Origin of the sequence: Burkholderia thailandensis E264 (genome assembly GCF_000012365.1) — a bacterium.
In the GTDB taxonomy this organism is placed as follows: Bacteria; Pseudomonadota; Gammaproteobacteria; order Burkholderiales; family Burkholderiaceae; genus Burkholderia; species Burkholderia thailandensis.
Map to the genome: position 1 here is coordinate 2058800 of NC_007651.1, position 24240 is coordinate 2083039.

A 24240-nucleotide genomic window follows, 5' to 3' on the forward strand; every position below is an offset into this window, starting at 1 on the left:
TTCTACGCTCGTCGGACCAGGAGACAAGCGATGAACATGATGAAAGAAATCGTCGAGGCGAGCACGCCCGCGGCGGGCGCCGCCCACATCCCCGATTCGCGGGGCATCAACTTCTTCACGAGCGACCCCGATTGTGCGGCGCTGTTGCGGCTTCATCTCGGCGAAGCGCGCTTTCGCACCCTCGAGCCGGAGTTGCGCGCGCTCGGGCTGCGCGCGTCGGACGAGCTCGATCGCCTCGCGTCGCGCGCCGACAAGAACCCGCCCGTGCTGCAGCCGCGCACGCGTCGCGGCGAGTCGCTCGAGACGATCGACAAGCATCCGGACTATGTCGCACTCGAGCGCGTCGCGTATTCGGAACTTGGGCTTGCCGCGATGAGCCATCGTGACGATGCGCCGCCGCCGCTCGTCAAGTACGCGTTGACGTTCCTGTTCGTTCAGGCGGAGTTCGGCCTCTGCTGCCCCGTCAGCATGACCGATTCGCTCACGCGCACGCTGCGCCGTTACGGTTCGCGCGAGCTTGTCGAGCGTTTCCTGCCGCGGCTCGCGTCGCGCGATTTCGGCGTGCTGCACCAGGGCGCGATGTTCATGACCGAGCAGGCCGCCGGTTCCGACGTCGGCCGGATCGCGACGCGCGCGGTGCGCGAGACGTCCGCCAATGGCGCGGCGACATGGCGTCTGTTCGGCGACAAATGGTTCTGCTCGAACGCGGACGCCGATCTCGCGATGGTGCTCGCGCGGCCCGAAGGCGCGCCCGACGGCGTCAACGGGCTCGCGTTGTTCCTGCTGCCGAAGACGCTCGCCGACGGCTCGCGCAATCGCTATCGGATCGTGCGCCTGAAAGACAAGCTCGGCAGCCGCTCGATGGCGAGCGGCGAGATCGCGCTGGAGGGCGCCGAAGCGTATCTGATCGGCGAGATCGGGCGCGGCTTCCACCAGATGGCCGACATGATCAACATGTCGCGTCTGTCGAACGGCGTGCGTGCGGCGGGGTTGATGCGTCGCGCGACGGCGGAGGCGCTGCATGTCGCGCGCCATCGCGAAGCGTTCGGCCGCAAGCTGATCGACATGCCGCTGATGCAGCGGCAGCTCGTCAAGATGCTCGTGCCGACCGAGCAGGCGCGCTCGCTCTTCATGCAGATCGCGATGCTGCTCGCGCAAGCCGACGCGGGCGACGCGCAGGCAGCCGGCTGCGTGCGAATCCTGACGCCGCTCATCAAGTTCCGCGCGTGCCGCGACGCGCGCCGCGTCGCCGGCGATGCGATGGAGGTGCGCGGCGGCACCGGCTACATCGAGGAGTGGAGCGATGCGCGCGTGCTGCGCGACGCGCATCTCGGCTCGATCTGGGAGGGCACGAGCAACATCGTCGCGCTCGACGTCGCGCGGGCGGTCAAGCGGGAAGGCGCGCTTGCGCCGCTGCGTGCGTTCCTGCTCGACACGCTCGACGCGGCGCGGCTGCCCGGCGCGAGCGCGACGCGCCTGCGCCGCGCGCTCGATCGCGCGAGCGACGCGATCGCACACGTCGCGCAGACGGGCGACGATGCGTTCGTGCGGCAGTCGGCGAGCGCGCTTTATCACGCGACGACCGCGATCCTCCTCGCGAGCGAAGGGATGCGGCTCGCGCCCGATCATCGACGGCTCGCGCTCGCGCATCTCGTGCTGCGGCACAAGCTGTCGCCCGTCGATCCGCTCGCAATGCCGCGCGCCGATGCCGATGCGAACTCTGGCGCGCTGGCGGCGTTGCTGCACGATCGGCCCGTCGCGCTCGACGACGCGTTGCGGTTGCTCGACGGTCCGTCGGGAGAGGCGGCATGAGCGACGATGCCTCGAAGCAATTCCCGTCTTCGGGCGGCTTGGAGATCGAGCGCGACGCAGCGCGGGCGATCGATTCGGCAGGTGCGGCCGGCGTCGCTGGCGCGGCAGGGCGCGCCGCGAATCCGTCGCAGCCGGCGAGCGCGCTTTGCGCTCCGCCTGCGCAGCGCGAACCGCTGGAGACGGCGGCCGCAAACGCCGCACGCCGACCGGGTTCGGCCTCCCCGCGCGACGCGGCGGCGACCGAGCACGCCCGCCGCGGCGCACTCGCGGGCCTGAAGATCGTCGACCTGAGCCGCGTCCTCGGCGGCCCGTACTGCACGCAGGCGCTCGCGGACCACGGCGCGCGCGTGATCAAGATCGAGCCGCCGGCGGGCGACGAGACGCGCGGCTGGGGCCCGCCGTTCTTCGACGACGACGCGTGGTACTTCATCGGCGTGAACCGCAACAAGGAAGGCATCGCGCTCGACCTGTCGCGCGACGAAGGCCGCGCGATCCTCTGGCGTCTGCTCGAAGACGCGGACGTGCTCGTCGAGAATTTCAAGCCCGGCACGCTCGCGCGTTGGGGGATGGACTACGAGCGGGACTTGCGGCCGCGCTTTCCCCGTCTCGTCCATTGCGCGATCACGGGCTTCGGCGCCGACGGCCCGCTCGGCGGGCTGCCCGGCTACGACGCGGTGATCCAGGCGATGGCGGGCCTCATGAGCGTGAACGGCGACGCCTGCGGCGGCGCGACCCGCATCGGCCTGCCGATCGTCGACATGGTGACGGGCCTGAACGCGCTCGCCGGCATCCTGCTCGCGCTCGCCGAGCGCGAGAAAAGCGGCGTCGGCCAGTCGGTCGACATCGCGCTGTACGACTGCGGCGTGTCGCTGCTGCATCCGCATTTGCCGAACTGGTTCGGCTCGGGGCGCACGCCCGCGCGCAGCGGCAACGCGCATCCGAACATCGCGCCGTACGACAGCTACCGCACCGCGACCGGGCCGATCTTTCTCGCGGTCGGCAACGACCGGCAGTTCGCCCGGCTCTGCGCGCATCTGGGCGTGCCCGAGCTCGCGGGCGACCCGCGTTTCGTCGACAACCGCAGCCGTTGCGCGCACCGCGCCGAGCTGAAGGCGAGCCTCGAGGCGCGGCTCGCCGATCGCGACTGCGAGACGCTCGCGCGCGAGCTGATGGCCGAGGGCGTGCCGTGCGGGCCGGTGCGCACGGTCGACGCGGTCGCGCGCGATCCGCACACGCTGCATCGCGGGCTCGTCGTCGAGATGGGGCGATACCGGGGCGCCGCATCGCCGATCAAGCTGTCGCGCACGAGCGCGACGTACCGCACCGCGCCGCCCATGCTCGGGCGCGATACGCGCGCGGTGCTCGACGCGCTCGGCATCGACGCGGCGACGCAGGCGCGCCTCGCCGAAGCGGGCGTGCTGAAGGAGGCGAAGTAGATGGCGACGTGAGCGAATGGACGCGGCCGCCGACGCTTGGCGGCGGCCGCGGCTCGATGGGCGCCGCCGGGTGCGCGCGCGGCCGAACGTCCGCAGACGATCGATCCGTCTTCGGCCGAACGGCGCGCGCCGCCTGTCCGGCGGCGACCGAACCCGGAGCGATCCGGCCCGGCCGGTGAAGGCGCGCGCGAGTCGCGCCACCGGCAAGAGACATGGAGACAACGATGACATCCCAGCACGATGACCGCGCCGTTCGCGCGCCGGTCGGCCAGCCCGCGCGCGCCGCGCTCGCGGCGTTCGTCGGCACGACGATCGAGTGGTACGACTTCTACCTTTACGCAACCGCGTCCGCGCTCATCTTCGGCAAGCTGTTCTTTCCGTCGGGCGAGCCGTTCTTCAGCACGCTCGCGTCGTTCGGCACGTTCGCGGTCGGCTTTTTCGCGCGGCCGTTCGGCGGCCTCGTGTTCGGCCATCTCGGCGACCGGATCGGCCGCAAGAAGGCGCTCGTCGCGACGCTCGTCATCATGGCGGTCGGCACGGTCGGCATCGGCCTGTTGCCTTCATACGCGCAGGCGGGCGTCGTCGCGCCCGTCGTGCTCGTCGTGCTGCGCATCGCGCAGGGCATCGCGATCGGCGGCGAGTGGGGCGGCGCGGTGCTGATGGCGAGCGAGCACGCGAGCGCGGACAAGCGCACGTTCGTCGCGTCGTTCGCGCAGCTCGGCAGCCCGGCCGGGCTGATTCTCGCGCTGCTCGCGTTTCGTCTCGTCGCGGGCATCGAGCACGGCGCGTTCCTCGCATGGGGCTGGCGGCTGCCGTTTCTCGCGAGCGCGGCGCTGCTCGCGGTCGGGCTCGCGATTCGCGCGGGCGTCGCCGAATCGCCGGAATTCGCGCGCGTGAAGGCCGAGCGGCGCACGGCCGCGCTGCCCGTGGCCGACGTGGTGCGCGACGCATGGCGCACGCTGCTGCTCTGTCTCGGCGCGAACGTGATCGGCGTCGCGGGCGCGTGGTTCGTCAACACGTTCATGCTGAACTACACGACGCAGACGCTCGGGCTCGATCGCGCGCTGATCCTCGATTGCCTGTTCGTCGTCGCGTTCATCCAGCTCGGCACGCAGTTCGCGTCAGGCTGGTTCGCGCAGCGCATCGGCATCGGGCGCTTCCTGAAGACGGCCGCCGCGCTCGCGATCGCGTCGCCGTATCCGATGTTCGCGCTCGTGTCGACGGGGCGGCCCGTCGCGATCGTCGTGGGCATCGCGATCGCGGTGATGTGCATGTCGAGCTCGTACGCGGTGATGGCGGGCTTCATGTCGAGCGCGTTCGACGTGCGCGTCCGCTATTCGGCGATCTCGCTGTCGTATCAGCTTTGCGCGGCGCTCGCGGGCGGGCTCACGCCGCTCGCGGGCACGCTGCTCGCGCACCGTTTCGCCGGCGAGTGGTGGCCGCTCGCCGCGTTCTACAGCGCGCTCGCGGCGGTGTCGCTCGGGTGCATCGCGACGCTCGAGCGCGACAAGCGAAGCGACGCCGGCGCGCCCGGCGGTGCGCTCGCGAAGCCTTGACGCGCCGCGCGCGAAGCGCGGCCGCGGCGCCCGCAAAAAAGCCTCGGGCAGCAATCGCTGCCCGAGGCTTTTTGTTCGAGTGCGCAACGCGCCAGTGCGCAGGCGGCGTCTCGCGCGCCGCGCCGGATCAGTCCTGCGCCGGCGGCACGTAGCCGGACGCCTGGTCCGCGCCTTCGCCGAAGAAGTACTTCTCGGTCTGCTTCATCAGATACTGGCGCGCGCGCGGATCGGCCATGTTCAGCCGGTTCTCGTTGATCAGCATCGTCTGCTGCTTGAGCCAGCCTTGCCATGCCTCCTTCGACACGCTCTCGTACAGGCGCTTGCCGAGCTCGCCCGGCAGCGGCGGGAAATCGAGTCCTTCGGCTTCCTTGCCGAGCTTCGCGCAGTGAATCATACGGGCCATCGTGTACCTCTCCTGTAATCGTAATCCGGGGGAAGGGCGCGCCGCGCCGCTCAGAGCTGCTTCATCAGCACGAGCGACTTGCGCTGCCAGTTGTAGAGCTTGCGACGGTCTTCGGGCAGGTCGTCGACCGTCACCTTCACGAAGCCGCGCTTGAGGAACCAGTGCTCGGTGCGGGTCGTCAGCACGAAGATCCGCGTCAAGCCGCGCGCGCGGGCGCGCTGCTCGATCCGCTTCAGGAGCCGCTCGCCGTCGCCCGAGCCTTGCGCCTCGGGCGCGACCGTCAGGCACGCCATCTCGCCGATCTTCTCGGTCGGGTACGGGTAGAGCGCCGCGCAGCCGAACAGCACGCCGTCGTGCTCGATGACCGAGAAGTGATCGATGTCGCGCTCGATCTGGTGGCGGCCTCGCCGCACGAGCGTGCCGTCCGTCTCGAGCGGCTCGATGAGGGTCAGGATGCCGCCGACGTCGTCCGGCGTCGCCTCGCGCAGGCTTTCGAGGTTCTCGTACGAGATCATCGTGCCCACGCCGTCGTGCAGGAACAGCTCGAGCAGCACGCTGCCGTCGAGCGATTGCGGAATCAGGTGTGCGCGCGCGACGCCGCCGCGGCATGCGCGGATCGCGTGCTTCAGGAAGAACCCGTCGTCGCCCTGCAGATCGCCCGAGTCGAGCAGCTCGGCCGCCGCGTCGAGCGACATCTCGCGCACGAGCTCGCCCGCTTCGTCGACGATGCCGGGCGACTCGGTCAGGAAAATGATCTTGTCGGCGCGCAGCGCGATCGCGGCCGCCGACGCGACATCCTCCATCGACAGGTTGAACGCCTCGCCCGTCGGCGAGAAGCCGAGCGGCGACAGCAGCACGAGCTTGCGGCTCGCGAGCGAGTGGCGGATCGATTCGGCGTCGATCTTGCGCACGACGCCCGTATGAGCGAAATCGACGCCGTCGAGAATTCCGACCGGCCGCGCGGTGACGAAGTTGCCCGACACGACGCTGATGTGCGCGTGCGCCATCGGCGTGTTCGGCAAGCCCTGGCTGATCGCCGCCTCGATGTCGAGCCGCACTTCGCCCGCCGCTTCCTTCGCCGATTCGAGCGCGCGCGCATCGGTGATCCGCAGGCCGTGCGAGAACGCCGATTCGACGCCGTGCAGGTGCAGTTGCTCCTCGACCTGCGGCCGCGAGCCGTGCACGAGCACGATCTGGATGCCCATCGCCTGCAAGAGCGCGATGTCGGACACGAGCGCGCTCAGCAGCCCGTGCTGCACGACCTCGCCGCCGAAGCCGACCACGAACGTGCTGTTGCGGAACTTGTGGATATAGGGCGCGACGGAGCGCATCCAGTCGACGAACTGCGCGTGATGGACGGCTTCGTCGACGGACGGCTGGGGCGCGGCACCCGATTGGGCGGCGGGGAGGTCGGTTTGGGAATTCATGGGCGGGATTATAATGCGCCCCCATGTCGAATGTACCTAAAAGTCCCGCGCAAAAACATGCGGGCACGCCGGGCGAGGCGCAGCCCGCCGGCGCGCACGCGCCGCGGCCGCCGCGCCCGCCGCGGGCGCCGTCCGGGCAGGCGGGCGCGCCGCGCGCCGCGCGCCGCGACGCCGGCTCCGAGGCCGCGCGCGCGCCGCATGCGCCGCGCGCGCGGACAGCGCCGAATCCCGTTCCGCCGATCACGTTTCCCGAAAGCCTGCCCGTGTCGGGCAAGCGCGACGAGATCGCGCGCGCGATCGCCGCTCACCAGGTCGTGATCGTCTGCGGCGAGACGGGCTCGGGCAAGACCACCCAGTTGCCGAAGATCTGCCTCGCGCTCGGCCGCGGCGTCGGCGCGGGCGGCGCGGGGCTGATCGGCCACACGCAGCCGAGGCGGCTCGCGGCGTCGTCGACGGGCCGCCGGATCGCCGAGGAGCTCGGCACGCCGTTCGGCGAAGTGGTGGGCTACAAGGTGCGCTTCACCGACAACCTCGCGCCGGGCGCGTCGGTCAAGCTGATGACGGACGGCATCCTGCTCGCCGAGTCGCAGACCGATCCGCTGCTCAAGGCGTACGACACCCTCATCATCGACGAGGCGCACGAGCGCAGCCTGAACATCGATTTTCTGCTCGGCTACCTGAAGCAGATCCTGCCGAGGCGGCCGGACCTGAAGCTGATCGTCACGTCGGCGACGATCGACGCGGACCGTTTCGCGCGCCATTTCGGCAGCGACGAGCGGCCCGCGCCGGTGATCGAGGTGAGCGGGCGGCTCTATCCGGTGGAAGTCCGCTACCGGCCGATCGCCGACGACCGGCCGGCCGCCGTCCGGCACGCGGAAGGCGCGGCGTCCGGGCGCGACCGCGCGAAGAGCGCGCGCGAGGCCGAGCGCGACCTGATGGACGGCATCGTCGACGCGGTCGACGAGCTGTGCCGCGAGGGCCCGGGCGACGTGCTCGTGTTCCTGCCCGGCGAGCGCGAGATCCGCGACGCCGCCGAGTCGCTGCGCAAGCACCATCCGCCGCACACCGAGATCCTGCCGCTGTTCGCGCGGCTGTCGGCGGCCGAGCAGGAGCGCGTGTTCAAGGCGTCGAACGCGCGGCGGATCGTGCTCGCGACGAACGTCGCCGAGACGTCGCTCACGGTGCCGGGCATCCGCTACGTCGTCGATACCGGGCTTGCGCGCGTGAAGCGCTATTCGTACCGGAACAAGGTCGAGCAGTTGCAGATCGAGTCGATCTCGCAGGCGGCCGCGAACCAGCGCGCGGGCCGCTGCGGCCGCGTCGCCGACGGCATCTGCATCCGTCTCTACGAGGAAAGCGATTTCGCCGGCCGCGCGCGCTTCACCGATCCGGAAATCCTGCGCTCGTCGCTCGCATCGGTGATCCTGCGGATGAAGTCGCTGCATCTGTCGGCGATCGAATCGTTTCCGTTCATCGAGCCGCCGCCCGGCCGCGCGATCGCGGACGGCTATCAACTGCTCAACGAGCTCGGCGCGGTCGACGACGACAACGCGCTCACGCCGCTCGGCCGCGAGCTCGCGCGGTTGCCGCTCGATCCGCGCGTCGGCCGGATGATCCTCGCCGCGCGCGACCAGCAGGCGTTGCGCGAAGTGCTCGTGATCGCGAGCGCGCTGTCCGTGCAGGACCCGCGCGATCGCCCGATCGACGCGCAGGAGCAGGCCGACCAGGCGCACCGGCGCTTCGCCGACGAGCGCTCCGAGTTCCTCCAGTGGCTGAGGATCTGGGCGTGGTTCGAGGAGGCGGTCGCGCACAAGAAGTCGAACCGGCAACTCGTCGACGCGTGCCGGCAGCATTTCCTGTCGCACCTGCGGCTGCGCGAATGGCGCGACGTCCACTCGCAGCTCCTGACCGTCGTGCGCGAGCACGGCTGGCGCCTGAACGAGGCCGACGCGACGTTCGAGCAGATCCATCTGTCGCTGTTGACGGGGCTGCTCGGCAACATCGGCTTCAAGGCCGAGGACGAGCCGCACTATCTCGGCGCGCGCGGGATCAAGTTCCATCTGTGGCCGGGCTCCGCGCTCGTGAAGAAGGCGGGGCGCTGGGTGATGGCGGCCGAGCTCGTCGAGACGAGCCGCCTCTATGCGCGCTGCATCGCGAAGATCGAGCCGGAATGGATCGAGCGCATCGGCGCGCACCTGTTGAAGAAATCGCTGTCCGAGCCGCACTGGGAGAAGCGTCCCGCGCAGGTCACCGCGTTCGAGCGCGCGACGCTGTACGGGCTCACCGTCTATCACCGGCGGCGCGTCGCGTTCGGCCGGCAGGACCCGGCGCGCGCGCGGGAGCTGTTCATCCGCGGCGCGCTCGTCGACGGCGAATTCGACACGAAGCTCGCGTTCTTCGCGCACAACCGCAAGCTGCTCGCCGACATCGAGCAGCTCGAGCACAAGTCGCGCCGGCAGGACGTGCTCGTCGACGACGAGCTGATTCACGCGTTCTACGATCAGGCGATTCCGTCCGGCATCCACACGGGCGCCGCGTTCGAGCGCTGGTACCGCGACGAGGTGAAAAAGAGCGGGCAGCCGGAAGACAAGCTGCGCCTGCTGTATCTGTCGCGCGACGATCTGATGCGCCACGAGGCGGCGGGCGTGACGACCGATCTGTTTCCGAAGCGCGCGACGATGGCGGGCGTCGAGATGGCGCTCACGTACCACTTCGAGCCCGGCTCGCCGCGCGACGGCGTGACGCTCGCGGTGCCGCTCTTCGCGCTGAACCAGGTCGACGCGCGCCGCGCCGAGTGGCTCGTGCCCGGGATGCTGAAGGAGAAGGCGCACCTGCTGCTGAAGTCGCTGCCGCAGAAGCTGCGCCGCCATTGCGTGCCGCTGCCAGAGTACGCGGCGGGCTTCGTCGAGCGCGCCGGGCGCGAGCGCTTCGGCGCGGGCGGCCTCGTCGACGCGCTGATCGCCGACGTCCGCGAGCGGACGCAGGTCGCGACGAAGACGTCCGACTTCAAGCTCGAGACGCTGCCCGCGCACCTGTTCATGAACTTCAAGGTGATCGACGAGCACGGCCGGCAGCTCGCGATGGGGCGCAATCTCGCGCAGTTGCGCGCGGAGTTGGGCGCGCAGGCGCAGCAGCACTTTCAGAAGATCGCCGCCGCGGCAACGCTCGCGCCGGCGGGCGCGCCTTCCGGCGCGGCCGCCGCCGAGGCGCCCGCGGGTGGCGCGCGGCCGCGAGGCGCGCAAGGCGGCGGGGCGACGCCCGCCGTCGCGCCGTCGGCGGCGCAAGCGGGCGCGGCCGCCGCCGGCGCGACCGCGCTTTATGAGAACCTGACGACGTGGAACTTCGGCAAGCTGCCGGAACTCCTCGAGATCCGCCGGCGCGGCGAGACGCTGTTCGGCTACCCGGCGCTCGTCGACCGCGGCACGCACTGCGACGTCGAGGTGTTCGACTCGCCCGACGAGGCGGCGCGAATCCACCGCGCGGGCCTGCGGCGCCTGTTCGCGTTGCAGCTGAAGGAGCCGATCAAGTACCTGGAGAAGAACCTGCCGGGGCTGCGCGAGATGGCGATGCAGTACATGTCGCTCGGCACGCAGGACGAACTGCGCGACCAGTTGATCGCGACCGCGCTCGACCGCGCGTGCCTGCAGGACCCGCTGCCCGCCGACGACGCGAGTTTTCACGCGCGCCGCGACGAGGGCAGGAGCCGGCTGAACCTGCTCGCGCAGGAGATGGCGCGGCTCGTCGGGCAGATCCTCGCCGAGTACGCGGGGCTCGCGAAGAAGCTCGCGCAGGCGAAGCCGTTCCCGGCCGCGCACGCGGACCTGCAGGGCCAGCTCGCCGCGCTCGTCGGCAAGCGCTTCGTCATCGACACGCCTTACGCGCAGCTTGCGCATTTCCCGCGCTACCTGAAGGGCATCGCGCTGCGAATCGACAAGCTGAAGGCCGATCCCGCCCGCGACGCGCGGCAGGCGGCCGAGCTGCAGCCGCTCGCGCAGCATTATCAGCGCTCGATTGTGCAGCGCGGCGGCGTCGCGGATGCGCGGCTCGCCGAGTTCCGGTGGCTGCTCGAGGAACTGCGGATCTCGCTTTTCGCGCAGGAACTGCGCACGCCGATGCCGGTGTCGGTCAAGCGGCTCTACAAAGTGTGGGAGTCGATGCAGCGCTGAGCGCGGTTCAAAGTATGCGGGTTCACACTCGGGCGCGGGACGTCAACCGGCGGCGCTCTCGCGCGTTTTACAATCACGCCAGTCCCACGACGTGAGTCTTCATGCGCAATTTCCTTTCTCTCGGCCGCACGCTCGCGCTTGCAGCCGCCGTGCTGGCGCCCGTCGCCGCCTTTGCGAACAACGTGATCGTGCTGAATTCGGCCGAAGCGACGCTTTCCCTGATCGACGAGCAATCCCGCCAGGTCGTCGGCCAGTACCCGACCGGCAAGGAACCGCACCACCTGATGGCGACGCCCGACAATTCGTCGCTGATCGTCGCGAATTCGGTGTCGAACAGCCTGATGTTCCTCGATCCGAAGACGGGCAAGCCGCAGCGCACGCTCGAAGGGATCGACGATCCGTATCAGCTCGGCTTCTCGCCCGATCGCAAGTGGTTCGTCGCGGCGGGCCTGCGGCTCGACCGCGTCGACATCTACCGCTACGACGGCCATGACCTGAAGCTCGCCAAGCGCGTGCCGCTGGACGTGATGCCGAGCCACCTCGCGTTCACGAAGGACAGCAAGACGGTGCTCGTGTCGCTGCAGGTGTCGGGCGAGCTCGCCGCGATCGATCTGGCCACGCAGACGGTCAAGTGGAAGATGAAGGTCGGCAAGGTGCCGGCGGGCCTCTGGCTCACGCCCGGCGACAAGTACGTGCTGATCGGGATGACGGGCGCGGATTACGTCGCCGTCGTCGACTGGCGCAACCAGAAGGTCGTGAAAACGATTCCGACCGGCAAGGGCGCGCACAACTTCCGCTCGCTCGCGGACGGCACGCACGTCGCCGTGACGAACCGGGTCGCGAACACGATCAGCATCATCGACGAGAACGCGCTCACGAACGTCGGCGACATCACGGGCCTGTTGCCCGGCCCGGACGACATGGAGCTGTCGGCCGACAGGAAGACGCTGTGGGTGACGTTCCGCTTCGCGAAGAAGGTCGGCGTGATCGACCTGCCGAGCCGCAAGCTGATCCAGACGATTTCGGTCGGCCGCTCGCCGCACGGGATCTATTTCTACGACCGCGCGCCGTGGACGGCGCCGAACGGCGCGTGACGCGGCGGGGGAGCGGTTCATGCTGCACGTGATCGCCGCCGCGCTCGACGGCTTCGTGTCCGATCTGCAGACGTGGCTGTATGTCGACATCGTGCAGCCGCTGCTGTTCAAGGTCGGCCTGATGGGCTACGACGAGGACACGTACGACGCGCTCTACTGGGTGATCGTCGGCGCGCTGCAGGTCGTCGCGATGTATGTGCTGCTGCGCCCGCTCGAGGCGCTGCGCCCCGTCGAGCGGTGGGCGAACCGCAAGGCGGTGCGCGTCGACGTGATCTACACGCTGATCGCGAAGCTCGGCATCTTCAGCCTGTTCTTCTTTTTCGCGCTGCGGCCGCTTTTCGACAACGTCCAGGCGTGGCTGCGCCTGCACGGGATCGCGAACGTCAATCTCGACTACCTGTGGCCGGGCGTCACGTCCAGGCCGATCGTCGCGTTCGCGATCTACCTGATCGTGCTCGATTTCGCCGGCTACTGGTATCACCGCTGGCAGCACCGGATCGGCATATGGTGGGAACTGCACGCGGTGCATCACAGCCAGCGCCAGATGTCGCTCTGGTGCGACGACCGCAACCATCTGCTCGACGACGTGCTGCAGGCGTGCTTCTTCGCGGCGATTGCGCTCGTGATCGGCGTGTCGCCGTCGCAGTTCGTCGTGCTGACCGCGGTCACGAACTTCATGCAGAGCGTTCAGCACACGAACGCGCGGCTGCCGTTCGGCTGGCTCGCCGAGCGCCTCGTCGTCAGCCCGACGTTCCATCGCCGCCATCACGCGGTTGGCTACGGCCACGAGGGCACGAAGTACGGCTGCAACTTCGGCGTGCTGTTCCCGTGGTGGGACATGCTGTTTCGCACCGCGTCGTGGAACCGCACGCCCGAGCCGACCGGCATCCGCGAGCAGTACGAGGGCGTGTCGTACGGCGACGGCTTCTGGGCGCAGCACTGGCTCGCGTTCGTGCGGATCGCGCGGCGGCTCGCGCCGGGCAAGCGGAGCGACGTGGCGTCGGCGTAAGCGGCGCTTCGACGGCGGGTTGTCCGTGCGCCCACCGCTTTTGTCGACCGATTCGCGTTTCACCGCCGACGATTCGCCGTTCGCCGCTCGCCGTTCGCCGTTCGCCGTTCCTCGGCAATCGGCCCGCGCCCGCCGCGTTTCGATTGCCGCGGCACGTCGTCCTTCGAGCGCCGGGCGCGTTCCGCCGTCCCCCGCGCGTCACCGCACCCGGGGGGCGGCGATGCGCGCGCAGCACGCGCTTTCTTCGCGCCATCCGCTGCCGCCCCGTTTTTGCCGCGCGCACGCCGCGTGGTTTATCCTTTCCGGGCTTTCCCTTCCCATTCCCGATCGATGATCCGTCCCGCATGAACGACCTGCTGCGCTCCTTCGGCCGGGCGCTCGCGAGTGCGCTGCACCCGCGGATGCTCTGGCTTACCTTCATGCCGTTTATCGTCGCCGCGGTGATCTGGGGCGTCGTGCTCTGGTTCTCGTGGCAGCCGCTCGTCGACGCCGCGCGCGCCGCGCTCGACGGCTTCGCGCTGACGGCGCTCCTCTACAAGTTCTTCAACGCGATCGGCGCGTCGCAACTGCACGCGGTTGTCGCGCCGTTCGTCGTCGTGTCGCTCGCGATTCCGCTCATCGTGCTGACGGTGCTGCTCCTGATCGCGACGCTGTCGATGCCCGCCGTCGTCTCGCATCTGGCGAAGCGCCAGTTCGCGTCGCTCGAGATGAAGCGGGGCGGCAGCTTGTTCGGCAGCGTGTTCAATTCGCTGTGGGCCGCGTTCGCGAGCATCGCGCTCCTGGTCGTGACGGTGCCGCTGTGGCTGATTCCACCGTTCTTCGCGCTGCTGCCGCCCGTGATCTGGGGCTGGCTCACGTACCGCGTGATGACCTACGACGCGCTCGCGCTGCACGCGAGCGCCGACGAGCGCCGCGCGCTCGTGCGCAAGCACCGCTGGCCCTTGCTGGGCATCGGCGTCGCGAGCGGGCTGCTCGGCACGGTGCCGACCTTCATCTGGGTGTCGTCGATCTGGATGATGGTGCTGTTTCCGTTCGTCGCCGCCGCGATGATCTGGGTCTACGCGTTCATTCTGGTGTTCTCGGCGCTGTGGTTCGGCTTCTACTGCCTGCGCGCGCTGCAGGACGAGCGCGCGGCGGCCGCGAATGCGATTTCCACCGATTCGACGAGGCGAGCATGACCATCGGCATCATCATCATCGGCGACGAAATTCTGTCCGGTCGCCGTCAAGACAAGCACCTCGCCAAGGTGATCGAGCTCCTGGCCGCGCGCGGGCTCGCGCTCGGCTGGGCCGAATACGTCGGCGACGATCCCGCGCGGATCACGGCGACGCTCGCGCGCACGTTCGCGTCGGGCGACATCGTGTTCTCGACGGGCGGCATCGGCGCGACGCCCGACGACCACACGCGCCAGTGCGCGGCCGCGGCGCTCGGCGTGCCGCTCGAACTGCACCCGGAGGCGAAGGCGCTGATCGAGGAGCGGATCCGCGAGACGCACGCCGACGCCGCGAAGCCCGTCGACCTCGATTCGCCCGAGAACCTGCATCGGCTGAACATGGGCGTGTTCCCGCGCGGCGCGGCGATCATCCCGAACGGCTACAACCGGATCCCGGGCTTTTCATGCGGCGACCATCATTTCGTGCCGGGCTTTCCGGTGATGGCGTGGCCGATGATCGAATGGGTGCTCGACACGAAGTACGCGCACCTGCACCACGCGACGCCGCATGCGGAGCGCTCGCTCTACGTGTTCGAGCTGCCCGAATCGACGCTCACGCCGCTGATGGAGAAGATCGAGCGCGATTTCCCGGGCGTGCGGGTGTTCAGCCTGCCGAGCGTCGGCGACGCGGAAAAGGGCGGAATCTACGCGCGCCGGCACATCGATCTCGGGGTGAAGGGCGAGCCGGAAGCGGTCGCCGCCGCGTTCGTGAAGCTGCGCGAGGGCGTGCATCTGCTCGGCGGCGACATCGTCGAGCCGGCCGAGGCGCCGCGCGCCTGAGCGGGCGGCCGGCGCGGCCCGCGCCGATACGAGACGGCGGGACAACGGACAGACAGCTCTCCGACGCGCGCGGGCCGGATGCTCGGCAGCGCCGACGGGCGCCGCACCCCGTCACGCATGGCCACGCGGCGCCTCACCGGGCGGCACCGGCCTGCACCGGGCGGCACGTTGCCGGCGCCGTCGGCGCGTCTAGGCGCGTCGCGTCATCGCCGTGTCATCGGCCGGCCCGACGATGGCGGGCGGCGGTGCGTAACGCTGTAACGGCGTGCCGATGTGCCGGCGTACGGGTGTGCGTTATGCGCCGATCCAAGGCAGGCCGCGGTGGCACCAGCCCTCGACGGTCTTGCGGTGCCCCTGCGCGTCCTTCGCGCCTTCGAATCCTTCGAGCAGGTCGAACGCCTTCGTGAAGCCGGCCTGCGCGGCGGCGACCGCGGCGAGCTTCGAGCGGGCGGCGCTGCGGCACAGGAACAGGATCGGCTGATCGGGTTGCGCGAGCGTGCGCAACTGGTCGATGAATTCCGCGTTCGGCACGCCGCCCGGGTAGCGGGTCCATTCGACGTGCGCGTACTGGCCGTCGCCGACGATCGGGCGGCCAACCCAGTCGAGCTCCGCGCGGGTGCGCACGTCGATGAGGCGCGCGTTCGGATCGAGCTGCAGCAGCTCGAACGCCTCGGCGGGCGAGAGCGCGCCCGCGTAGTTCAGGTTGCCTTGCGCGCGGCGCGTGTCGGCTTGCGCGTAAAGCTGTTCAAGCGTACTCATGGCGGGAGGTCTCCTGCGGATCAAAAAAGCATTCTAGCGCGCAGGGTGAGCGGCGGCGCCGGCGATATCCGTGATGCGTCGCACTCACCAAAAAGGTGCAAAATACGTGATCGGCACCAACATTGGGATTTTCGAGTGTGCGGAATGCCGCATTGCACGGATAAGGTGCGCGCGCCGTGACGTCCGGGCGCGCCGAAGCCCCGAAAGTGCGCGCTCGGGCCCTGCCGCGGCGCGGTCTCGCGCGCTTCGCGCCGATCTGGCGCATGCATGGCACGGAAGCTGCTATATCCATCCCGTTCCGTTCGAATCGGTTGTACGCGGCAAAGAACGCTGCGCCCAGCAGCTCGCTTAACGAGGCGGTCCCAGTCCGCCGGATTTGTTCAATCAGGAGAAGAGGTTATGAGTAAAACCGTCGCCGACGTCATGCAGCTCGCGAAGGACGAGGACGTCAAGTTTGTCGATTTCCGCTTCACGGACACGCGCGGCAAGGAGCAACACGTGTCGGTGCCGGTGTCGGCTTTCGGCGAGGACAAGTTCGAAAGCGGCCACGCGTTCGACGGCTCGTCGATCGCGGGCTGGAAGGGCATCGAGGCGTCGGACATGCTGCTCATGCCGGACCCGAACGCCGCCTTCATCGACCCGTTCTACGAAGAGTCGACCCTCGTGCTGACCTGCGACGTCGTCGAGCCCGCCGACGGCAAGGGCTACGAGCGCGACCCGCGCTCGCTCGCGAAGCGCGCCGAGGCATACCTGAAGAGCACGGGCATCGGCGACACCGCCTACTTCGGTCCGGAGCCGGAATTCTTCATTTTCGACTCGGTGCAGTGGAACACCGACATGTCGGGCTGCTTCGTGAAGATCAACTCGGAAGAAGCGCCGTGGTCGTCGGCGAAGGAATTCGAAGGCGGCAACACGGGCCACCGTCCGGGCGTGAAGGGCGGCTACTTCCCTGTCGCGCCGGTCGACCAGTTCCAGGACATGCGCTCGGAAATGTGCCTGCTGCTCGAGCAGATCGGCATTCCGGTCGAAGTGCACCACCACGAAGTCGCGGGCCAGGGCCAGAACGAAATCGGCACGAAGTTCTCGACGCTCCTGCAGCGCGCGGACTGGACGCAATGGTCGAAGTACATCATCCATAACGTCGCGCATTCGTACGGCAAGACGGCGACGTTCATGCCGAAGCCCGTCGTCGGCGACAACGGCTCGGGCATGCACGTGCACCAGTCGATCTGGAAGGACGGCCAGAACCTGTTCGCGGGCAATGGCTACGCCGGCCTGTCGGAAACGGCGCTGTTCTACATCGGCGGCATCATCAAGCACGCGCGCGCGCTGAACGCGATCACGAACCCGACGACGAACTCGTACAAGCGTCTCGTGCCGCACTTCGAAGCGCCCGTGAAGCTCGCTTACTCGGCGCGCAACCGCTCGGCGTCGATCCGCATTCCGCACGTGTCGAACCCGAAGGGCCGCCGCATCGAAACGCGCTTCCCGGACCCGATGGCGAACCCGTACCTGTGCTTCTCGGCGCTGATGATGGCGGGTCTCGACGGCATCCAGAACAAGATCCACCCGGGCGAGGCTGCGGACAAGAACCTGTACGACCTGCCGCCGGAAGAGGATGCAAAGATCCCGACCGTGTGCGCCGGCCTCGACCAGGCGCTCGAGGCGCTCGACAAGGACCGCGAGTTCCTGACCCGCGGCGGCGTGTTCACGGACGCGATGATCGACGCGTACCTGGGCCTGAAGGAACAGGAGCTCGCGAAGTTCCGCATGACGACGCATCCGATCGAGTTCGAGATGTACTACTCGCTGTAAGCGACGATGGCGCTTCGTCTCGTCGGCGGACGAAGCGCCGCGGCGCCGACCGGCCTTCGCGCGGCAACCGCGCGCGAAGGCATCGGACCTTGAAAGGGGACGGCGGGACGCCGTCCCCTTTTTGTTCCGCCCGCGACGGCGGTTTTTGACACGGCATCCACGCAAGATGGTTCTGAAGAATCTGATCAAGGCCAGGGCCGGCCACCCGGAGCGCTTGTCGGACGACGACCGGCTCGTGCGCTCGGGGCTCCTCACGGGGCTGGAGGCGTTGCCGACGGTCGTGCTCGTGCTCGACCGGCGCACGCTCAGGATCGCGTTCGCCAATCCGTCGGCGGAGGCGATGCTCGACATCTCGCGCCGGCAGTTGTCGCAGATGCCGTGGAGCGAGATCTTCCCGAACGCGAACGAGCTCGCGACGACGATCGCCGCGATCGGCGAAGAGCGCTTTCATGCGACGCATCTCGACACCGTGCTCGACCGCCCGGGACGCGAGCCGCTGCACGTGCACGCGATCGTCGGCTTCCTCGAGGGCGCGCCGGACTTCGTGCTCGTCGAGCTGTTCGAGAACGAGCGGCAGTCGCGCACCGACCGCGAGGAGCGAATCCACGATCTCACGGCCGTCAACAAGCAACTGATCCGCAATCTCGCGCACGAGATCAAGAACCCGCTCGGCGGGATTCGCGGCGCCGCGCAATTGCTCGAATTCGAGTTGGGCGAGCGCGAGCGCGACGAGCTGCGCGAGTACACGCAGGTGATCATCAAGGAATCGGACCGGCTGCAGACGCTCGTCGACCGTTTGCTCGAACCGCATCGGCACCCGCACATCGTCGGCGACGTGAATATCCATGAAGTGTGCGAGCGGGTGCGCGCCGTGATGCTCGCTGAATTTCCGCGCGGCCTCACGATCGAGCGCGACTACGACGTGAGCGTGCCCGACCTGCGCGGCGACAAGGAGCAACTGATCCAGGCGCTGCTGAACATCGTGCGCAACGCGGCGCAGGCGCTGCGCGAGCGGATCGCGCAGGGCGACGCGAAGATCGAGTTGCGCACGCGCGTCGCGCGCAAGGTGACGATCGCGAAGCGCCTGTACAGGCTGGCACTGGATTTGCACGTGATCGACAACGGCCCCGGCATTCCCGACGAGATACGCGACCGGATCTTCTATCCGCTCGTATCCGGCCGCGACGACGGCAGCGGGCTCGGGCTCACGCTCGCGCAGACGTTCATCCAGCAGCACGACGGGATGATCGAAGTGGACAGCCGGCCGGGCCGGACCGAATTTCAGATTTTGCTGCCGCTCGACCACTGAGCGGCGGCGCAGCGATTCACCATACCTCTGACCGACTATGAAGCCGATCTGGATAGTAGACGACGACCAATCGATCCGCTGGGTGCTCGAGAAGGCGCTCGCGCGCGAGAGCTTCGCGACGAGGAGCTTCGCGAACGTGCGCGACGCGCTCGCCGCGCTCGACCAGGAAACGCCGCAGGTGCTCGTATCCGATATCCGGATGCCGGGCGGCTCCGGGCTCGAGCTGCTGCAGGCGATGCACGACCGGCTGCCGGGGCTGCCCGTCATCATCATGACGGCGTTCTCGGATCTCGACAGCGCCGTGGCGGCGTTTCAGGGCGGCGCGTTCGAATATCTCGCGAAGCCGTTCGACGTCGACAAGGCGGTCGAGCTGATCCGGCGCGCGGTCGAAGAGAGCTTGCGCGGCGGCGTGCCCGACGACGACAAGCTCGCCGAGGCGCCCGAGATGCTCGGCCAGGCGCCCGCGATGCAGGACATGTTTCGCGCGATCGGCCGGCTGTCGCATTCGGCCGCGACCGTGCTGATCACGGGCGAATCGGGCACCGGCAAGGAGCTCGTCGCGCGCGCGCTGCATCGGCACAGCCCGCGCGCGAACGGCCCGTTCATCGCGCTGAACACGGCGGCGATCCCGAAGGATCTGCTCGAATCGGAACTGTTCGGCCACGAGCGCGGCGCGTTCACGGGCGCGCAGACGACGCGCCAGGGCCGCTTCGAGCAGGCCGAGAACGGCACGCTGTTCCTCGACGAAATCGGCGACATGCCGTTCGACCTGCAGACGCGCCTGTTGCGCGTGCTGTCGGACGGGCAGTTCTATCGCGTCGGCGGCCATAGCCCGCTGCGCGCGAACGTGCGGGTGATCGCGGCGACGCACCAGAATCTCGAGGCGCGCGTGCGGCAGGGGCTGTTCCGCGAAGACCTGTATCACCGGCTCAACGTGATCCGGCTGCGGTTGCCGCCATTGCGCGAGCGCAGCGAGGACATTGCGCTCCTCACGCGGCACTTCCTGCAGAAGAGCGCTCGCGACCTCGGTGTCGAGCCGAAGCGCGTGTCGGACGAAGCGCTCGCGTATCTGACGTCGCTGCCGTTCCCGGGCAACGTCCGGCAACTCGAGAATCTCGCGAACTGGCTGACGGTGATGGCGCCCGCGCAGACGGTCGAGATCAAGGATCTGCCGCCCGATCTCGTCGCGACGCAGACGGCGTCCGGCAGCGTGACGCCCGTCGAGGCCACCGTGGAGGCGGACGCGCCGGCGGCCGGCATCGGCGCCGGCGCCGCGGAATCGCACGTGGCGAGCGTGGTCGCGGCCGCGGTCGCGCCGGCGATGGCGGGCGCGCCGGCGGCGGTCGGCGCGGCGGTGGGGCATCCGCTGTGGGAGCATGGGCTGCGCACCGAAGTCGCGCGCTTGTTGCGCGAGAACTCGGCGGACGTGATGGACGCGCTCGCGCGGCGTTTCGAGGCCGCGGTGATCCGCGAGGCGCTCGACTTCACGCGCGGCCGCAAGGTCGAGGCGGCGGAGCGGCTCGGCATCGGCCGCAACACGATCACGCGCAAGATTCAGGAGTTGCATCTCGAATCGTGATCGACGCGGCGCGATGTGCGCCGTGCGTTGGATGACGATGCACAGACCCCGCGAGCGCGCTCGGATACGCGAGTCGATAGCGGGCTCGCGAGCGGCTTTCGGCCGGGCGTGCGCCACTCGCGTGTTCGCGCGTCGCACTGCGCGCGGCCGAACGCGGGCGGGCGCGGGCGGGCGCGACGCCGGCTCAGCCGAGCTGCGCGACGACGGGCGTGTGATCGGACGGCTGTTCCCACGCGCGCGGCGCGCGATCGACCGTGCAGCTCGTGCAGGTCTCGGCGAGCGCGGGCGACAGCAGGATGTGATCGATCCGAAGCCCCGCGTTGCGGCGGAACGCGAGCATCCGGTAGTCCCACCACGTGAAGGTCTTCTCGGGCTGATCGAAGCGGCGGAACGCGTCGACGAACCCGAGCGCGACGAGTTGCGCGAAGTGCGCGCGCTCCTGCGGCGACACGAGATTCTGGCCTTCCCATTTCGAGGGATCGTGCACGTCGCGATCTTCGGGCGCGATGTTGTAGTCGCCGAGCAGCGCGAGCTTCGGGTAGCGCTGCAGCTCGTTCTTCAGCCACGCCTGCAGCGCGTCGAGCCACTGCATCTTGTAGACGAACTTGTCCGAGTCGAGCGCCTGTCCGTTCGGGAAGTACGCGGACACGATCCGCACGCCGTCGATCGTCGCGGCGATCAGGCGCTGTTGCGTGTCCTCGAAGCCGGGGATGTTGCGCACGACGTCCGTCTCGTCGAACGGCAGGCTCGCGCGCGCGAGGATCGCGACGCCGTTGTAGGTCTTCTGGCCCGCGAACCAGCTGCGGTAGCCGGCCGCTTCGAGCGCTTCGCGCGGGAATTTCTCGTCGGGGATCTTGAGCTCCTGAAGGCACAGCACGTCGACGTCGCTCTGCGCGAGCCAGTCGAGCACGTGCTGCTTGCGCACGTTCAGGGAGTTGACGTTCCAGGTGGCAATTCTCATGGGCGGATCGGCGGGATGCGTGAGGCCGACATCTTACCGCGAGCCGCCGCAGGCGGCGGGAAAGCCGGCGCGACGCCGAACCGGCGAGCGATCGGCGCCGCGCCGTTCACGGCCGCGAACCGGCGCCGCACGGCTTCGGTTCGCGGATCATTCGAGCAAAGCGGGGGACGATCGCGCGTCGCTCCGGGCGCCGCACGCCGCGACGCCGGGCCGCCGCGGACGCGCGATCGAAGCGCTGTCAAAGCGCTGTCGACGAACCGTCAAAGCGCGACGGCGCGCGCAATCAGAAGCGCGAATTGACCCAGTATTGGCCGCCGTCGATCGTCGTCATGCCAACCACCGACGACAGCTGCGGCTGATGCGCGAACGTGACGGGGCGCTCGCGCATGAGATGCCAGCCGTGCTTGTGCAGGCATTCGATCAGCGCGCCTTCGATTTTCCGGCTGTGCGTGCCGACGAACATGCGCTTGACCTTCTGGCTGAGCAGCGCCGCGCCGTGCACGAGCACGTCCTCTTCCGAGCCCTGGATGTCGCAGTGCAGGAAATCGACGGCGTCGAGGCCGTCGAAGATTTCGTCGAGCGTGCGGATCGGCACTTCCTCGTGCGGGACCGCGCGGCCGACATAATCGACGTCGGGCACGCTGTCGGCCGCCTGGCCGCCGTTCTCGAACGCGCTGTTCACGACGGGGAAGAACATCGTGCCTTTCTTGATGCCGACGGCGCCGTGGATCGCGACGCTTTCGACCGTCGGGCCCACGCCGTTCGAATCGCCGACGAGACCGTTCGCCGTGTAGTTCTCGGGGATGAGCGCATGGAAGTAGCTGCTCGCCTCGACGGCGCGCACCGACACGTTCTTGCCGAGGCGCTTCGCGATCACGCCCGCGAGCGCGGCCCACGGCGCGTAGCTCGCGCCCAGCTCGACCATCGCGAAATGCGGGCCCGCGCTGTGCTCGATGCTGTCGAGCAGCGCGACGTATTCGATCGCCTCCGCGCGCACGCCGTCGTTCGGGATCGGCGGCGTCGTGAGCGTGTGTCCGTTGAGGGCGTTGGCCCACGGCACGAAATCCGTGCGCGTCTTCACGCCGAAATAGTCGGTCACGTAGCCTGCCGAGCCTGCGGCCGGCTTGTGATGACGCGCGAACAGGTCGAGATCGGCGGGCGTCCAGCCGCCGAAGAAATCGCCGCCCAGTGTTTGTCGCGCCGACAGGAGGTGCTGAAGCTGTTCGGATGCTGTCATGAGACTGCCTACCTTCCTCGATGGGGTAAAAGTCACGCCGCACCCGTGCAGCTCGGTGCGAAGGTCCAGTATGTGGGCGTGGCCGGATGAACGGCAGCGCGCCATGGGCTGTTCGTTACGCGTCAGCGAACCGGCGATCGCGTGGCCCGACGCCGGCAACGCGCGATCGACCCGTCGCGAAAACGCGTGCTGCGTCGTCGGGGCGCGCGTCGACGAATCGAGCGTTGCGACCGTGTCGACGTATGCGCCGCGCCGCTGCATCGTCCGGCAATCCTGGCGTCACGCAGAATACCGCAAAATTTTGTCGCGGCAACATCCTTGCATGTCGATCTTCGGCGGGCGGTGCGTGAGATGTGGGATTCGCGCGTCCGGTCGATGCCGGCAAGCCGGAAAACGACAGCCGGAAACCTTTCAGCCGTTTGCGGGATGTAATCAACGCGTTCGATCGTTGTGCGGCGCGCGCCGTCGATTTTCTATGCCGAGCGCGGATGACGCGCGCCGGCATGGCGCGGATTGCGAGAGGGTTGTTGAAGGGCACGGCTCGCGCGTTCGCGAACCGGAGCGCGCGACGTCACGATGCCGTGGCGCGGTTCAGGAGGCGGCGGCGTTCATGCCGATGTCGGATTGCATTGCGTTGCCCGACGAAGTCGATCGAACGAGCCGGCTCATGCATGCGTTTGCTTCGGACGCGGGGCGATCCGGTTGCCGGACCCGACGCGTTCGGGCTCGTCCGTGCTCGAACGAAGGGGCGCGCTGTCGGGCCTTCGGTTTGGCGCGGTGACGCGATGCGGTTCGTCGAGCAACGCGCCGAGGTGGTGATGACGCCGACGTCGCGCCATGTCGACGGCTGAGGCCGACGGCGCCTTCGGTCATTCGATCGGCGGCGCGGTGAAGCGGCGAAGGACGATGTCGCCGCGAATCATGCGGCTCGCGCCGTCATCCGCGCGCGGCCGTCGTTCTCGCTCAGGCCTCGGCCGGATGCGGCGCGGTGAGGCCTCGCTCGACCGCATACACGGCGATCTGCACGCGGCTCGACAGGTTCAGCTTCTTCAGGACGTTCTGCACGTGGATCTTCACCGTGCTTTCGGCGACGTCGAACTCGCGCGCGATCTCCTTGTTGCTCGCGCCGCGCGCGAGCGCGCGCACGATGTCGTGCTCGCGCGGCGTCAACTGGTCGGGATCGACCGGCACATGCGCGGCGGGCGTCGCGGCCGGGGCCGGCGCGGGCCGCGCGGCGGGCGCGGGCGCGCGCAGGCTGGCGATCCACTTCGCGGTCATGCTCTCGGCGATCACAGGCTCGCCCGCGGCAGCCTTGCGGATGCCCGCGACGAGCGTCTCCGCGTCGATGTTCTTCACGAGGAAGCCGCACGCGCCGTCGCGCAGCGCGGTCGTCAGCTCTTGCGCATCTTCCGACACCGTGAGGATCACGACATGCGCGGACGGCACGTCCTGCACGAGCAGTTGCAGCGTTTCGAGCCCCGACAGCCCCGGCATGTTCAGGTCGAGCAGGATCACGTCGGGCTGATGCTGCTTCGCGCGCTTCACGCCCTCGACGCCGTCGGACGCCTCGTCGACGACTTCGAAATCCGGCTGGCGCTGCAACAGCAGCTTGACGCCGCTGCGAAAGAGCGTGTGGTCGTCGATCAACAGTACGCGTATGGTCATGATTGTTGTCCTCGTTCTT

At 68.9% G+C, this 24240-nt stretch carries 17 protein-coding genes; 11 read left to right on the forward strand and 6 right to left on the reverse strand.

Going from position 1 to position 24240, the window contains the following annotated elements:
- Positions 1 to 30: 30 nt before the first annotated feature.
- The 3 genes from BTH_RS21570 to BTH_RS21580 all read left to right on the forward strand — a co-directional run bounded on the left by BTH_RS21570 (position 31) and on the right by BTH_RS21580 (position 4804).
- Positions 31 to 1812, forward strand: coding sequence for an acyl-CoA dehydrogenase family protein (locus tag BTH_RS21570; RefSeq protein WP_009890125.1), 1782 nt, complete (start codon positions 31 to 33; stop codon positions 1810 to 1812).
- Positions 1809 to 3248, forward strand: coding sequence for a CaiB/BaiF CoA transferase family protein (locus BTH_RS21575; protein WP_009890126.1), 1440 nt, complete (start codon positions 1809 to 1811; stop codon positions 3246 to 3248). Before BTH_RS21570 ends, BTH_RS21575 begins: the two co-directional genes overlap by 4 nt.
- A 224-nt stretch (positions 3249 to 3472) precedes the next feature.
- Positions 3473 to 4804 carry an MFS transporter gene (locus BTH_RS21580; protein WP_009890127.1) on the forward strand — a complete coding sequence of 444 codons (1332 nt, stop codon included), beginning with the start codon at positions 3473 to 3475 and terminating at the stop codon, positions 4802 to 4804.
- A 127-nt stretch (positions 4805 to 4931) separates the two neighbouring features.
- On the opposite strand, the gene BTH_RS21585 is transcribed toward BTH_RS21580, so the two are convergent.
- Entirely contained in the window at positions 4932 to 5207 is a 276-nt protein-coding gene (locus BTH_RS21585; RefSeq protein ID WP_009890128.1) for an oxidative damage protection protein, read from the reverse strand.
- Between the two features lie 50 nt (positions 5208 to 5257).
- Positions 5258 to 6634, reverse strand: a complete 1377-nt coding sequence (argA, locus tag BTH_RS21590; RefSeq protein ID WP_009890129.1) for an amino-acid N-acetyltransferase — start codon at positions 6632 to 6634, stop codon at positions 5258 to 5260.
- A gap of 23 nt (positions 6635 to 6657) precedes the next feature.
- Between argA and hrpA the strand changes: the two genes are divergently transcribed.
- The 5 genes from hrpA to BTH_RS21615 all read left to right on the forward strand — a co-directional run bounded on the left by hrpA (position 6658) and on the right by BTH_RS21615 (position 14896).
- A complete protein-coding gene (gene hrpA / locus BTH_RS21595; protein WP_011402182.1) occupies positions 6658 to 10800 on the forward strand; it encodes an ATP-dependent RNA helicase HrpA in 4143 nt (1380 codons plus the stop codon).
- 101 nt (positions 10801 to 10901) lie between these two features.
- Positions 10902 to 11894 (forward strand): beta-propeller fold lactonase family protein, encoded by a 993-nt coding sequence (locus BTH_RS21600; RefSeq protein ID WP_009890131.1) that lies wholly within the window; start codon positions 10902 to 10904, stop codon positions 11892 to 11894.
- A 19-nt stretch (positions 11895 to 11913) separates the two neighbouring features.
- On the forward strand, positions 11914 to 12903 hold the full coding sequence (locus tag BTH_RS21605; RefSeq protein ID WP_009890132.1) for a sterol desaturase family protein: 990 nt from the start codon (positions 11914 to 11916) through the stop codon (positions 12901 to 12903).
- Between the two features lie 344 nt (positions 12904 to 13247).
- A complete protein-coding gene (locus BTH_RS21610) occupies positions 13248 to 14081 on the forward strand; it encodes an EI24 domain-containing protein (protein WP_009890133.1) in 834 nt (277 codons plus the stop codon).
- Complete coding sequence (locus tag BTH_RS21615) at positions 14078 to 14896, forward strand: competence/damage-inducible protein A (protein ID WP_009890134.1); 819 nt, start codon at positions 14078 to 14080, stop codon at positions 14894 to 14896. The genes BTH_RS21610 and BTH_RS21615 overlap by 4 nt, the downstream gene beginning before the upstream one ends.
- A gap of 294 nt (positions 14897 to 15190) precedes the next feature.
- Here the strand turns inward: BTH_RS21615 and BTH_RS21620 are convergent, their stop codons facing one another.
- On the reverse strand, positions 15191 to 15655 hold the full coding sequence (locus BTH_RS21620) for a rhodanese-like domain-containing protein (RefSeq protein WP_009890135.1): 465 nt from the start codon (positions 15653 to 15655) through the stop codon (positions 15191 to 15193).
- A 399-nt stretch (positions 15656 to 16054) separates the two neighbouring features.
- On the opposite strand from BTH_RS21620, the gene glnA reads away from it, so the two are divergent.
- The 3 genes from glnA to ntrC all read left to right on the forward strand — a co-directional run bounded on the left by glnA (position 16055) and on the right by ntrC (position 20358).
- Positions 16055 to 17470: a type I glutamate--ammonia ligase gene (gene glnA / locus BTH_RS21625; RefSeq protein ID WP_009890136.1), complete on the forward strand. Its 1416-nt coding sequence runs from the start codon at positions 16055 to 16057 to the stop codon at positions 17468 to 17470.
- Between the two features lie 166 nt (positions 17471 to 17636).
- Entirely contained in the window at positions 17637 to 18779 is a 1143-nt protein-coding gene (glnL, locus tag BTH_RS21630; RefSeq protein WP_009890137.1) for a nitrogen regulation protein NR(II), read from the forward strand.
- Positions 18780 to 18816: 37 nt separating this feature from the next.
- Positions 18817 to 20358: a nitrogen regulation protein NR(I) gene (gene ntrC, locus BTH_RS21635; RefSeq protein WP_009890138.1), complete on the forward strand. Its 1542-nt coding sequence runs from the start codon at positions 18817 to 18819 to the stop codon at positions 20356 to 20358.
- Between the two features lie 184 nt (positions 20359 to 20542).
- Here ntrC and xth read toward each other — a convergent pair whose 3' ends face one another.
- The 3 genes from xth to BTH_RS21660 form a co-directional block, all read right to left on the reverse strand.
- Positions 20543 to 21319 (reverse strand): exodeoxyribonuclease III, encoded by a 777-nt coding sequence (gene xth / locus BTH_RS21640; RefSeq protein WP_009890139.1) that lies wholly within the window; start codon positions 21317 to 21319, stop codon positions 20543 to 20545.
- 283 nt (positions 21320 to 21602) lie between these two features.
- Positions 21603 to 22556 carry an FkbM family methyltransferase gene (locus BTH_RS21650; RefSeq protein ID WP_009904632.1) on the reverse strand — a complete coding sequence of 318 codons (954 nt, stop codon included), beginning with the start codon at positions 22554 to 22556 and terminating at the stop codon, positions 21603 to 21605.
- Positions 22557 to 23519: 963 nt separating this feature from the next.
- Positions 23520 to 24221, reverse strand: a complete 702-nt coding sequence (locus tag BTH_RS21660) for a response regulator (protein ID WP_009890142.1) — start codon at positions 24219 to 24221, stop codon at positions 23520 to 23522.
- Between the last annotated feature and the right edge of the window lie 19 nt (positions 24222 to 24240).

Bases quoted from the DNA above. Each gene is read 5' to 3' on its own strand.
- BTH_RS21610 (WP_009890133.1), top strand. From the start codon at position 13,248: ATGAACGACCTGCTGCGCTCCTTCGGCCGGGCGCTCGCGAGTGCGCTG.
- glnA (WP_009890136.1), top strand. From the start codon at position 16,055: ATGAGTAAAACCGTCGCCGACGTCATGCAGCTCGCGAAGGACGAGGAC.
- ntrC (WP_009890138.1), top strand. From the start codon at position 18,817: ATGAAGCCGATCTGGATAGTAGACGACGACCAATCGATCCGCTGGGTG.
- BTH_RS21600 (WP_009890131.1), top strand. From the start codon at position 10,902: ATGCGCAATTTCCTTTCTCTCGGCCGCACGCTCGCGCTTGCAGCCGCC.
- BTH_RS21570 (WP_009890125.1), top strand. From the start codon at position 31: ATGAACATGATGAAAGAAATCGTCGAGGCGAGCACGCCCGCGGCGGGC.
- glnL (WP_009890137.1), top strand. From the start codon at position 17,637: ATGGTTCTGAAGAATCTGATCAAGGCCAGGGCCGGCCACCCGGAGCGC.
- hrpA (WP_011402182.1), top strand. From the start codon at position 6,658: ATGTCGAATGTACCTAAAAGTCCCGCGCAAAAACATGCGGGCACGCCG.
- BTH_RS21580 (WP_009890127.1), top strand. From the start codon at position 3,473: ATGACATCCCAGCACGATGACCGCGCCGTTCGCGCGCCGGTCGGCCAG.
- BTH_RS21615 (WP_009890134.1), top strand. From the start codon at position 14,078: ATGACCATCGGCATCATCATCATCGGCGACGAAATTCTGTCCGGTCGC.
- BTH_RS21605 (WP_009890132.1), top strand. From the start codon at position 11,914: ATGCTGCACGTGATCGCCGCCGCGCTCGACGGCTTCGTGTCCGATCTG.
- BTH_RS21620 (WP_009890135.1), bottom strand. From the start codon at position 15,655: ATGAGTACGCTTGAACAGCTTTACGCGCAAGCCGACACGCGCCGCGCG.
- BTH_RS21660 (WP_009890142.1), bottom strand. From the start codon at position 24,221: ATGACCATACGCGTACTGTTGATCGACGACCACACGCTCTTTCGCAGC.
- argA (WP_009890129.1), bottom strand. From the start codon at position 6,634: ATGAATTCCCAAACCGACCTCCCCGCCGCCCAATCGGGTGCCGCGCCC.
- BTH_RS21585 (WP_009890128.1), bottom strand. From the start codon at position 5,207: ATGGCCCGTATGATTCACTGCGCGAAGCTCGGCAAGGAAGCCGAAGGA.
- BTH_RS21575 (WP_009890126.1), top strand. From the start codon at position 1,809: ATGAGCGACGATGCCTCGAAGCAATTCCCGTCTTCGGGCGGCTTGGAG.
- BTH_RS21650 (WP_009904632.1), bottom strand. From the start codon at position 22,556: ATGACAGCATCCGAACAGCTTCAGCACCTCCTGTCGGCGCGACAAACA.
- xth (WP_009890139.1), bottom strand. From the start codon at position 21,319: ATGAGAATTGCCACCTGGAACGTCAACTCCCTGAACGTGCGCAAGCAG.